The sequence below is a fragment of the Roseibium aestuarii genome, assembly GCF_008477545.1.
Lineage (GTDB): Bacteria > Pseudomonadota > Alphaproteobacteria > Rhizobiales > Stappiaceae > Roseibium > Roseibium aestuarii.
In genome coordinates this window covers 187,089-198,622 of the sequence record NZ_VORA01000005.1, presented here as the reverse complement: position 1 = coordinate 198,622, position 11,534 = coordinate 187,089, and the positions used below count along the sequence as shown (strand labels likewise).

General features: G+C 65.3%; 14 protein-coding genes. 7 read left to right on the top strand and 7 right to left on the bottom strand.

The genetic code is table 11. The annotated features are described in order from the left end of the window. Nucleotide 1: 1 nt before the first annotated feature. Entirely contained in the window at nt 2–790 is a 789-nt protein-coding gene (locus FR728_RS16380; protein WP_149893814.1) for a DUF1217 domain-containing protein, read from the bottom strand. Nucleotides 791–954: 164 nt separating this feature from the next. Here FR728_RS16380 and motA point away from each other — a divergent pair, with 164 nt between their 5' ends. From motA to FR728_RS16345, 7 genes are all read left to right on the top strand, one after another. Next, a complete protein-coding gene (gene motA / locus FR728_RS16375) occupies nt 955–1,854 on the top strand; it encodes a flagellar motor stator protein MotA (protein WP_149893813.1) in 900 nt (299 codons plus the stop codon). A 4-nt stretch (nt 1,855–1,858) separates the two neighbouring features. Continuing rightward, entirely contained in the window at nt 1,859–2,815 is a 957-nt protein-coding gene (locus FR728_RS16370; protein ID WP_149893812.1) for a flagellar motor switch protein FliM, read from the top strand. After that, nucleotides 2,796–3,368 carry a hypothetical protein gene (locus FR728_RS16365; RefSeq protein ID WP_149893811.1) on the top strand — a complete coding sequence of 191 codons (573 nt, stop codon included), beginning with the start codon at nt 2,796–2,798 and terminating at the stop codon, nt 3,366–3,368. The genes FR728_RS16370 and FR728_RS16365 overlap by 20 nt, the downstream gene beginning before the upstream one ends. Continuing rightward, nucleotides 3,368–3,796: a flagellar motor switch protein FliN gene (gene fliN / locus FR728_RS16360; RefSeq protein ID WP_149893810.1), complete on the top strand. Its 429-nt coding sequence runs from the start codon at nt 3,368–3,370 to the stop codon at nt 3,794–3,796. The genes FR728_RS16365 and fliN overlap by 1 nt, the downstream gene beginning before the upstream one ends. 34 nt (nt 3,797–3,830) lie before the next feature. Next, nucleotides 3,831–4,865 (top strand): flagellar motor switch protein FliG, encoded by a 1,035-nt coding sequence (locus tag FR728_RS16355; protein WP_149893809.1) that lies wholly within the window; start codon nt 3,831–3,833, stop codon nt 4,863–4,865. Nucleotides 4,866–4,933: 68 nt separating this feature from the next. Next, the gene (gene flhB / locus FR728_RS16350) at nt 4,934–6,010 is read left to right on the top strand and encodes a flagellar biosynthesis protein FlhB (RefSeq protein WP_149893808.1); all 1,077 of its coding nucleotides are present in this window, start codon (nt 4,934–4,936) and stop codon (nt 6,008–6,010) included. Nucleotides 6,011–6,036: 26 nt separating this feature from the next. Then, nucleotides 6,037–6,525, top strand: coding sequence for a hypothetical protein (locus FR728_RS16345; protein WP_149893807.1), 489 nt, complete (start codon nt 6,037–6,039; stop codon nt 6,523–6,525). A gap of 233 nt (nt 6,526–6,758) precedes the next feature. On the opposite strand, the gene FR728_RS16340 is transcribed toward FR728_RS16345, so the two are convergent. From FR728_RS16340 to flhA, 6 genes are all read right to left on the bottom strand, one after another. Next, nucleotides 6,759–7,229 (bottom strand): hypothetical protein, encoded by a 471-nt coding sequence (locus FR728_RS16340; protein ID WP_149893806.1) that lies wholly within the window; start codon nt 7,227–7,229, stop codon nt 6,759–6,761. Further along, the gene (locus FR728_RS16335; RefSeq protein ID WP_149893805.1) at nt 7,222–7,680 is read right to left on the bottom strand and encodes a hypothetical protein; all 459 of its coding nucleotides are present in this window, start codon (nt 7,678–7,680) and stop codon (nt 7,222–7,224) included. Before FR728_RS16335 ends, FR728_RS16340 begins: the two co-directional genes overlap by 8 nt. After that, a complete protein-coding gene (locus FR728_RS16330) occupies nt 7,677–8,156 on the bottom strand; it encodes a rod-binding protein (protein ID WP_149893804.1) in 480 nt (159 codons plus the stop codon). The genes FR728_RS16335 and FR728_RS16330 overlap by 4 nt, the downstream gene beginning before the upstream one ends. Before the next feature lie 65 nt (nt 8,157–8,221). Further along, on the bottom strand, nt 8,222–8,638 hold the full coding sequence (locus tag FR728_RS16325) for a flagellar biosynthesis protein R (RefSeq protein ID WP_149893803.1): 417 nt from the start codon (nt 8,636–8,638) through the stop codon (nt 8,222–8,224). Nucleotides 8,639–8,641: 3 nt separating this feature from the next. Continuing rightward, nucleotides 8,642–9,418 (bottom strand): flagellar biosynthesis protein FliR, encoded by a 777-nt coding sequence (gene fliR / locus FR728_RS16320; RefSeq protein WP_149893802.1) that lies wholly within the window; start codon nt 9,416–9,418, stop codon nt 8,642–8,644. After that, the gene (gene flhA / locus FR728_RS16315) at nt 9,415–11,505 is read right to left on the bottom strand and encodes a flagellar biosynthesis protein FlhA (RefSeq protein WP_149893801.1); all 2,091 of its coding nucleotides are present in this window, start codon (nt 11,503–11,505) and stop codon (nt 9,415–9,417) included. Before flhA ends, fliR begins: the two co-directional genes overlap by 4 nt. Nucleotides 11,506–11,534: the final 29 nt, after the last annotated feature.

Below are 11,534 nucleotides of genomic sequence, written 5' to 3'. Positions count from 1 at the left end.
GTCATGACCCTCCGAATTTCAGCTTCTGGATGGAGGCGAGCAGGTTCTCGCCGATGGTGACGGTCTGCTGACCCGAGGTGAGGATGGTCAGGGCCGGAGACGTCGCAGCGGCGGTGCCGTTCTCCAGGTCGTAGAGCGTGCTGAACCGTTGCAGCAGATCGTCCAGATACTCGGGGTCCTTCAGCTTCTCGAAGTCGATCCGCTCGCTGATATAGGCCGCCTGCTTGTCCAGATCGGCCATGGCAAAGGACTCCGGCAAGCCCAGCGCGGTATAGATCGTCTGGGCCAGGGCCCGGTCGGCCAGGATGTCATAGGCGCTGTCGATCCCCTCCGCCTTGCGGGCGAAATAGAGCGCCAGGCGCACACCCTCGTTCGACGCTCCCTCGCTCTCCTCCAGCGTCTGGCGCTTGTAGGCCTCCACGACCCCTTCCTGCGCGCGGGAGAAGACGGTGGCCGTCTCGCCGTATCGGGCGAAGTTGAAGGTGGTCACGAAGTCCTTGTAGCGGGTGTCCGCCAGCTTGTTGGCGAAGGAGTTGCGATCGTCGATCCCCTCCTCCAGCGCCTTGCGCATGAAGGCCTTGGCATAGGTCATGTCGCCGAGGCCGGACGCCTTCATGGCATAGGCATAGACCCGGTCGTCGGCGAGGAACTCGTCGATGCTGTCGATGTCGCCAATGCGCGAGAGATAATATTCGGTCTCCCGCTCGACCATCGGCTGCTGGGCGACCAGATCGATGGAGCGGGTCATGTCCCGGGTCACGAGCTGGTATTGAAGCAGGGTACTGATCATCGTCCGCCTCATGCAGGATCAGGTGAAACTCGAGGCCCAGAGTAGGGCCGCCAAGCTTGCGCGGACCTGTCGCCCGCCTCCCCTTCAACTGGCCAGCTTCAGGCAAGTCTCGTCTCCCATGCTCCCCGTCATCAACCGTGACACCAAGCGTCGGGAGCTCAAAGGTGACCATTCTCCTCGGCCTGATCATTGCAGGCGTCTCACTGATCGGTGGCTTCGCCGCCCTGGGCGGCAAGGTGGCCGTTCTCTGGCAACCCTGGGAAGTCGTGATCATCGTCGGCGTGGCGCTCGGCACCTTCGTCGTCGCCAACCCGTTCAAGGCCATCGTCGACACAGGCGCCGCCTGCAGCGAAGCCCTGCGCAATGCAGTGCCCGTCAAGCGCGACTATCTCGATGTGCTCGCCCTTCTCTATGGCCTGATGCGCGAATTGCGCGCCAAGGGCCGCAACGAGGTGGAGCCCCATATCGAGGATCCGCACGGCTCGGCGATCTTCCAGAACTTCCCGTCTGTCCTGCGGGACAAGCGCCTGACCACCTTCATCTGCGACTATTTCCGCCTGCTCATCGTCGGCAATGCCCGGGCGCACGAGATCGAGGCCCTCATCGACGAGGAGCTGCACACGATCCACCGCGACCAGATGAAGCCCTATGCGGCCCTCACCTCCCTGGCAGAAGCCTTCCCGGCCATCGGCATCGTCGCCGCCGTACTCGGGGTGATCAAGGCCATGGGCGCCATCGACCAGTCGCCCCAGCTGCTCGGCGCCCTCATCGGCGCGGCCCTCGTCGGCACCTTCCTCGGCATCTTCCTGTCCTATGCACTGGTCGGCCCCATCGCCCACAAGGTGAAGACCGTCCGCGACGCCCGCCTGCGCCCCTACATCGTGGTCAAGCAGAGCCTGCTTGCCTTCATCAATGGAGCAGCGCCCCAGATCGCCCTGGAGCATGGCCGCAAGACCATCTCCTCCTATGACCGCCCGACCATCGACGAGGTGGAGCAGGAGACCATGAGCGTCTCTGCCGCGGCCGAGAATGTCTCCGACATCCGCCAGAAGGGAGCCGCGTGATCCCATGCTGACCACCGCCACCGCCAATTCGGCCGCCCACGCCTCCGACCGGGCCGCGATCACCGACCGGCTTCTCGATGCCGCAGGCATCTCCGTCGACCGGCTGCCCATGCTGCCCGTGGTCTTCGACCGCATGGCCCGTGTCATGGCCGATGCCCTGCGCCAGAAGTCGGCCTCGCCGTCCTACATCTCGGTGAGCTGCATCGAGAACGACCGCATCGGCGACATCCTCGACGAGTTCGAATCCAATGCCCTGGTCGCCGTGCTCTATTCGGCCGAATGGGACGCCCGCGTGCTGGTCGGTTTCGACCGCGACTTCATCTTCACCCTCGCCGAGGTGCTCTTCGGCGGCGACGGCACCGAACCGCCCATCGACGAGGAGCGCAACTTCTCCAACATCGAGACCCGGCTCGCCCGCACCGTCTTCGATGTGGCCGCCCGGGCGCTGGAGGAATCCTTCGAGCCCATCGCCCGCACCTCGCTGAAGCTGGAACGCATCGAGAGCCGCATGGACTTCGCCATCGTCGGCCGGCGCAACAATCCGGCGGTCGTCGCCCGCCTGCTGCTTCAGGCGATCGGTCGTGGCGGCGAGGTCTTCGTGATCATGCCGCACTCGACCCTCAACCCCCTGCGCCAGCGCCTGTCCCAGGTGCTCGCCGGCGAGATGTCGACCCGCGACAAGCAGTGGACCCAGCACTTCCACAACGAGATCCAGCGCACCGAAGTGAGGCTGGAGGCCATCCTCGAGGAACGGGAAATGACCCTGGCGGACATCGCCAGCCTTCAGGTCGGCCAGATGATCGAACTGCAGGCGACCGTCCGCAGTCCGGTGACCCTGTCCTGCAACCAACAGCCGATCTTCACCTGCCAGCTGGGCCAGCTCAACGGCTCCTACACGCTGCAGATCGAGGACCTGATTAATGACGAAAAGGATCTGATCGATGATCTCCGCAATCGTTGACGGCGTGCTCCTGCTGGCCCTGCTGGCCACCACCTTGCGCATGCTGACCATGCACCGGGAGCTCAAGCGCCTGGGCTCCTATCACGCCGATTACCAGCGCATCTTCGACCAGACGGCCCTGGCGCTGGACGGGATCGAGGTTTCCATCGAGGAGTTCAACGTCAAGGGCACCCAGGTGCTCAACGCCCTCGGCTCCCGCATGAACGATGCCCGCGACCTGATCGCCGAGATCGACGGCCTGACCCGGGAGGCCAAGCGCCAGCAATCGGTGCTGAAGGCCGAGCTGAAGGAGCTCTCCCGCCTGACCGCCCGCGAGGCAAGCCCGGCCAGCTTCGACACGCCCCAGGCCGCCCGCGAGGCGGAAGCCGCCCAGGGCGACGGCAAGCGCCGCAACCGCTTCCTCAAGACCGAGACCATCGCGGAAACGGGCGTTCCCGAGACCGAGACCTCTGCTGCCGCCCCCGCCCCCAAGGCGCCGCGCGTCCACCGCATCGAGGAAGGCGCGGCCAGCCCCTTCCGCTCCATTTCCCTGTCCCAGAAGGATGATCTGTGATGAACACCACCATCGACCATGACGACAACGCCCCCAAGGGCGAAGGCGCCCACCGCATCCAGTCCGCCGATCTGAACGCCACCTTCGCCAAGGTGGAAGAGCCGGGCCAGGGCTCAGCCCAGCGCGGCAACGGCCTGGGCGAAGGGGATCATCTGGGCGACGAGCGCAACCTCGACACGATCCTCGGCATTCCGGTCAATATCCAGGTCGTGCTCGGCTCGGCCACCATGCTGGTCTCCAACCTGCTCAAGCTCGGGCGCGGTGCGGTCATTCCGCTCAACCACCGGGTCGGCGAACCCATCGACATCGTTGTCAACGGCCGGGTGATCGCCCGCGGCGAAGTGGTCGTCGTGGAGGATGACAATTCCCGCTTCGGCGTCTCCCTGACGGAAATCATCAGCGCCCAGTCCGGAGCCATCGAGGCCTGAGCCGGCGCATTAGCGACAAGGACCGTCTGACCCCATGAATGCCATCGCCCCCATCACCACGAACCTTCCGGCGAAGCCCCTCAGCGGGGTGGAGCGGGTCGCTGCCCTGCTCCTGTCGCTGGGCAAGGCGAACTCCTCCCGGCTGCTGCAGCATTTCGACCAGGAGGAGATCCGCCGGATCACCGTGGCCGCCGCCCAGCTGCGCAACATTCCGCCTGCGGAGATCGAGCAGCTGGCGGAGGACTTCATCGCCCAGTTCGCCAATGGCGTGACCCTCTACGGGTCGCCCAACGAGGTGGAGAAGATGCTGGAGGGCGTGCTGCCCGAGGATCAGCTGGCGGACATCATGTCGGACGTGCTCGGCAACTCCAACCGCTCCATCTGGGACCGGCTGGCGACCGTCTCCGAGAGCGTCTTCGCCAATTACCTGCTCAAGGAACATCCGCAGACGGCGGCCCTGATGCTGACCAAGATCAAACCCTCGACCGCCGCCAAGGTGCTCACCCAGATCAACGCTCCGTTGCGCAACCAGCTCGTGCGGCGGATGCTGTCGATCAAGGCCGTGGTGCCGGAAATCATGCGGGACATCGAGAAGACCATGCACGAGGACTTCATGTCCAACCTCTCGGGCACCCTGGAGGCGGACTCCTACGCCCGCATGGCCGACATCCTGAACAAGATGGACCGCGACCACATGGAGGATGCGCTGGAGAGCCTGAACGAGGTGCGGCCGAAGACGGCGGAGATGCTGAAGGGCCTGCTCTTCACCTTCGACGACATCATCAAGCTCAACGCGCGCACCCGCATGGCGATCTTCGACCAGATCCCGACCGACCGCATCGTCATTGCCCTCAAGGGCACGGATGGCGGGTTCCGGGAGGTCATCCTGTCGTCGCTCACCTCGCGCAGCCGGCGCATCGTGGAACACGAACTGGCCGGCGGCGAGCCCGCGGCCCAGCGCGACGTTCTGGAAGCACGCAGCACCATCACCAACCTGGCCCTGGAAATGGCAAGCCGCGGCGAGATCGAACTCAACCCCAAGCAGGACGACGGCGCCTTCCTGAAATGAACCCGGCCGGACCGGGCGCGCCGGAGAGGAGCCGGCCGCGCCGGGAACGGCCCGCCTGAGGAGCCCCGATGGCAGAAGACGTCGACAAGGACAGCAAGACAGAGGAGCCCACGGAGAAGAAGATCCAGGACGCACTCGAGAAGGGCAACACCCCTGTCTCGCGCGAGGTTCCGGTCTTTGCCTCCTTCGTGGCGGTGCTTCTGATCGGCAGTTTCATCCTCACGTCGAGCACCGTGACCCTGGTGTCCACCCTGAGGCAACTGCTTGCGAACTCTGGAGGATACGGACTTGGAAATGGCGCTGACGCATTGTTGCTGTCCCACGCGGTCTCGCTCGAGATCGGCCGGTTTCTCGCGCCCATCGTCCTGGCGCTGGCAGGAGCAGGCCTTGCGGCCTCGTTCCTGCAGAACCAGCCCCGCCTCGTCCCCCACCGCATCAAGCCGGATCTCTCCAAGCTCTCGCTTGCGCAAGGATGGCAGCGCATCTTCGGGGTTCAGGGCCTTGTCGAGTTTCTCAAGGCCCTCTTCAAGTTCACGACGGTCAGCACCGTCGCCTTCTACCAGTTTCGTGGCCAGCAAGCGGGGTTGATCAACGTCATGTTTTCCGATCCCAGCACCCTGCCCGAAGTGATCCTGCAGATCAGCATGAAGCTGGTCTCCGGCGTCTGCATCGTCACCATCCTGCTCGTCAGCGCGGACATTCTCTGGTCCCGCAGCCACTGGCGGGCCAAGCTGCGCATGAGCAAGCAGGAGATCAAGGACGAGTTCAAGCAGATGGAGGGCGACCCCATCGTCAAGGCCCGCCAGCGCTCGCTGGCCCGCGACCGGGCGCGCAACCGGATGATGTCCGCCGTGCCCCAGGCCACCATGGTGATCGCCAACCCGACCCACTTCGCCGTCGCCCTGCGCTACGATCCCGACACGGCACCGGCGCCCATCGTCGTGGCCAAGGGTCAGGACCTCATCGCCCTGAAGATCAGGCAGATCGCCGAGGAAAACGAGATCCCGGTCATCGAGGACCGCGCCCTTGCCCGATCTCTCTATGCCGCGACCGAACTGGAGCAGGTGATCCCTCCGCAATTCTATCGGGTGGTCGCCGAAATTATTTGTTATGTGTACTCGCGTAGTAAGTCAGTCGCTGTATAATTTGGCGCATCCGAAAGCGAGACGCGATGCACGACAAACTCGAGACAACTGCTGTAGAAACCGTGACAAAGAGCGTGGAAGAGATCCGCAAACAGGCGATCGTCGATGCGCTGGGAGGCTTCATCGAGGAGCTGAAGCTCGTCGATGTTCTCGACTTCCTCGCCTATGTCCGCATGGACAAGCACGACAACATCGCCGATCTCGTCAGCTCTGCGGCAGAGCTCTCGTTCCGCGAAGGCACCCTGCGCTACGCCATGTCCGCCAGCGCCAGCGTCGACTGGGACAGGGCTCCGGAAATCTCGCTCAATCTCGAGTTCTTCAACGACGGTCTCTGGCTCTATTTCACCTTGGTCCTCGGCGCGCCCGACAACCGGGTGCTCGTCGACTATATCGAGACCTCCCCGCGTGAGGAGGGCGATACGCCCCCCGCTCCCGGCGCCCTTGCCGGCCTTGCCACAGACAGCCTGACCCGCCGCCTGCTCGACGCCCTGCGCGACGCCCGCATCAGCCGCTGAACCTGTCCCCCCCATTCGCCGCAGCTCTCTTCCCGGCTCCTGCCAGCCGGCAAAGGCTCGCGGACCTGTCCGGTTGCCTGAAAATTCGCACTCCTGACACCCGCACCCGCACGCCTGCCACCCGCGTGGCCGATCCCTCGCCCATGAAAAAGACCCGCATCCTGAGGGGGCAGGATACGGGTCGAGGGAGGAAGGCGCCTGGCGCCCTCCGGGGCAACTGACCGGCGCACCGGTCAATGGGAAATCACATCGTCCTTGTCGAAGTAGTTGAGCTCCTCGACCAGCACGTCGCGCACCACCTCCTTGCCGAGGCGGGCATTGGCCGCCCCCTTCAGATGCTCGGACAGCTTGGCCAGGTCGTAGCGGCGCAGGTCGTGGAAATCGAGCCGCTCATCCGCATAGAGAAAGCGGAAGGCCTCATCGACCAGGAAGGGATGCGGCGGCACGGAGAGGCTGCGCAGCACGTCCCCGTCCGCCGTGAACACCAGCTTGGCGACCACATAGCCCTGCAGGGCCCCATCGGCGATGATCGGCACATTGACCGGCGGAACGCTCTCGTAGTCGAGACCGCCCATCGCCGCCTCGTGACCGCCGCCGCCCCCGATCACCCCCGGCGGCTGGGTCGCCAGCCAGGACACGGTGGCATAGCTGGCGCCCAGCGTCGCCACGGGCATCCAGACGCCGACGAGCAGGAGCCTAAGCATCACTGCGCCCCGTGCTTGCCGGCAGGCTCGCCTTCACGCCGGCGGGCAGAGCCGCGCGCACACCCTGGGGCGCATAGGTGCCGTCGCTGTCGGCCGCCAGCAGCGTGCGGGCCAGAAGATCGGTGATCTCCTGCACCGCCTGCATGTGCCGGTCGAGCAGGGTCATGTTCTCGCTCAGCGCCCTGCGCAGATCGCGCAGGCGCTCCTCCACCAGCCCATCCTTTCGGCCGCGCGGCAGGGACGCATGCAGGCGCGACAGATCCAGCAGGACCTGGCTCTTGCGGTGCTCGAAACTCTTGAGATCCCGGTGCCGGCCGGCGCGCAGGCAGGCGGTTTCCGCCTCCACCGCATCGGTTGCCCGGCGCAGCGCAACCGAGAAGGCCGCCAGATGGGCGATCTCCGAGGCCGCATCGGCGGTCCCGCCCGCCGTTGTCACCATCTGTGTGCTCATGCCTTCTTCTGCTCCTTCAGACTGTCGGTAATGAAGCTGGCCAGACCCACGCCGCCACTGGCGGCAATCTGGTTGCCGAGCTGCTCGGCCAGCATGGATTTCCAGATCTCGCCGGTGCTGCCCTCGCCGAAGACCTCTTCGGCATCATCGGGCAGCATCACCTCGACGAACTGTTGCAGGACCATGGCCTCGAACTTCCGCGCCGGCGAAGAGGCATCGCTTTCGCCCGCCCGGCCGACGGCCTCGAACCCCTGATCGATGCGCCGCCCGACGATGGAGGTCTGCACCCCGCCCGACGACGAGAACAAGGCCCCGAACCCGTTGTCCGAGACCCCTTTCAGCGTGTCGGCAAAGGCAAGTTGCGCGCTGCCCGGGGGCGCCAGGCGCGCCAGCTTGCGGACGGCCTGACCGTGCTGGACGGGATCCGCCGCCTTCAGCACGTCGACCACGAGGTCGGACGGAGGGGAAATGGCCATCGGAGTCTCCTGCAAGGCAATGGGGCAAAGAGGACCGGCCCCAGCGGACCGGATTGCCGCCGATGCTAAAGCCCGTGCCTTGCGGCGGGCTTGCGTCCCGGGCGGCCGAACATCTGGTCCACCAGCTCGTCGAGAAGCTGCTCGTCCTCCTTGCGGGCGAGCGCCACCATCATGCCGGTCAGCCTGTCCTTCATGGCCTGCTGCATCTGGCGCTGGCGGGCATATTCCTGGGCCACCTTCGCCTGGGCGCGCGCCAGCTTCTCCCGCTCCTCGGCAATCGACTTGAGACGGCGGGAGGCGTTGGCGATGAACCGGTCATGGCCGACGAGATCTCCACCGGCCAGCACCTCGAGGATGCGCTGCTCGCGCACCATCAGGTCGAGGTCCTGCACCTCCAGCTTCTGCAGCATCCATTCGGAAAGCTGACAGACCTGAGCCATGTGTTTCAGGATGCGGTTGACTTCCGCTTTCGTCTTTTTCATGGATCACCCCGTCTTGAGCCAGGTGGCATAGCCATCGAGAAACAGCAGGATGCCTTCCGCACCGAGGAGGAACAGGAGGTACATGCCTCCCGCGATGACGAAGGGCATGGCAATGAAATAGACCGGGATCTGCGGCGTCAGCTTGTTGACGAGACCGACCGCCAGATTGACCACCACCGTGTAGACCACGAAGGGACTGGTCACCCGCAGCGCCAGAACGAAGGCCGCCGTGAGCTGATCCGTCAGCCGCGCAAGTCCCGCCGCCGCCTCCAGCCCCTCGCCCGGCGGCAGGGTGGAATAGGAGACGGCGAGCGCGCGAACGAGCTCCAGATGCTGGTCGGTGATGAAGATCATCGCGGTCGCGCTCAAGGTGATGAGATTGGCCAGAGACGGCAGCGCCTCTCCCCCTTCCACCGGAACGCCGGGCATGTTGGACAGGCCGATGGCCATGGAGACGAAGGTCGCCAGCGTTTCCAGCGCCGCCAGCAGCACCCGCCCCAGCAGGCCAATGAAGAACCCCACCAGAAGCTCGGCAAGGATCAGCCGCGCGAGGGTCGCAAGCTCCAGATCCGGCAACACCGCACGCACCTGCGGCACGAGCGACGGCGAAAGCGCCAGCGTCACGGCGATCGCCACGAACAGGCGGATCTGCATGGCAATGCGCGCGCTTGCAAAGCCCGGAATGATCATCAGGCAGGTGCCGACCCGGCAGAAGACGAGAAAGGTGGCGATCAGCACCTCCGGTCCGAACTGGGCCGTGATGAACCCCGCCCCTGTCACGACACGCTGCCGATCTGGCGGATATCGACACCCCGGGCGATTTCCAGATGGGAAAGCACCGGAAGGGTCGGGAACATGCGTTCCACGATCATGCGCACATAGGGCCGGGCTTCCGGGGCCGCGACAATGGCAAAGCGCATGCCGTCGCGCATGTGGGTCTTCACCGCCCGGCTGAGATCGGCGCCGAAGTCTTCCACCTGCTGGGGCTCGATGTCGAACTCGATCACGTCGCCCTTGTTGTCGCGCTTCAGGCTCTGGTGGAAGGCGAGATCCCAGCGGTTGCCGAGGCGCAGCACGTTGAGCGGCCCGCCCTCTGCCAGATCGCCGCAGATCTGCTGGGCGATGCGCATGCGCACATGCTCCACCACCTGCTCGGAGCGCCGCACATGGGGCACGATCTCGGCCACCGCCTCCAGGATCAGATGCAGGTTGCGGATCGACACCCGCTCCGCCAGCAGCAGCTTCAGCACCGCCTGCAGACCGGAATAGGACGTGTGCGCCGGGCAGATGTCGTCCAGCAGCTTGCGGTATTCCGGCTCCAGCCGGTCGAAGAGGTTGCGCATGTCCTTGTAGGACAGGAGTTGCGGCAGGTTGTTGCGGATGACCTCCGACAGATGTGTCAGGATCACCGTGTTGTTGTCCGCCGGCTGCATGTTGCGCCGGACCAGCTCGTCCTTGTAGGCCGACGGCACCCAGTAGGCCGGCATGCCGAAGGCGGGTTCGCGGGTCTCGTCGCCGGGCACCGGCAGGCTCTGGCCCTGGTCGGTCAGCACCAGAAGCTCGCCTACCTTCACCTCCTGCGCCGCCACGATCGTGCCATGCACCTTGATCTGATAGCTCTTGGGCGCCAGCGTCAGACTGTCCGTCACCCGGATGTCCGGCACCACGAAGCCATATTGCTCGGCGAACTTGCGGCGCATCTTGCCCACCCGGCGCGACAGTTCGCCGTGATTGGTCATCATCTGGCTGGCGAGCTGCTTGCCGAGCACCAGCTCGATCTCCGCCGTCTTGAGGGACTCCTTGACCGAGTCCCGCTGCTCCGCCTTGCGCGCCTCTTCCTTGGCGCTCGCGGTGGCCTCTTCGGCCCGCTTCAGCGCCGCCAGCTTGCGCGGAATGGCATAGCCGGTGAAGCCCATGATCCCGCCCAGCAGCGCGAAGGGCAGGAAGGGAAGGCCCGGCATCAGGGCAAAGACCCCCATCAGGATCGAGGCCACGAAAAGCGCGCGGGGGTAGTTGCCGAGCTGACCCAGAACCGCCTTGTCGGCCGAGCCGCGGGTGCCGCCCTTGGAGACCAGAAGACCGGCCGCCAGCGACACCACCAGCGCCGGGATCTGGGACACCAGACCGTCGCCCACGGACAGCTTGGTGAAGACATCCGCCGCGTCCGCTGGCGTCATGCCGTGGCGGGTGACGCCGATGATCATGCCCCCGAGCACGTTGACGGCTGTGATGATCAGGCCGGCAATCGCGTCGCCACGCACGAATTTCGACGCCCCGTCCATGGCGCCGAAGAAGGAACTCTCCTCCTCCAGCTCGCTGCGGCGGCGCTGCGCTTCCTTGTCGTTGATGAGGCCCGCGTTCAGGTCCGCGTCAATCGCCATCTGCTTGCCGGGAATGGCATCCAGCGTGAAGCGGGCCCCCACTTCGGCGATACGGGTCGCGCCCTTGGTGATGACGAGGAAGTTCACCGTGACGAGGATCGCGAAGACGATCAGGCCGATGACGAAATCGCCGCTCATCACGAAGTTGGAGAAGCCGTTGATGATGTAGCCCGCCGCATCCAGTCCCTCGTGCCCATTGGCCAGGATCACGCGCGTGGTCGCGATGTTGAGCGACAGGCGCAGCATGGTGGCGATCAGCAGGACCGTCGGGAAGGACGAGAATTCCAGCGGCTTGTGGATCCACAGGGCCACCATCAGGATCAGCACCGAAAGCGCGATGGACAGGGCCAGGCCGATGTCGATCAGGAAGGTCGGGATCGGCAGGAAGAGAACCGCCAGGATCAGCACGATGCCGATGGCGAAGCCGACGTCGCGACGGCTTTCCGTCGGCGAGGCGGCACCCGGGGCGAGAGTGGTTTCGGTCATGTCGGATCCCTGCTCGGGTCGCGTGGAGG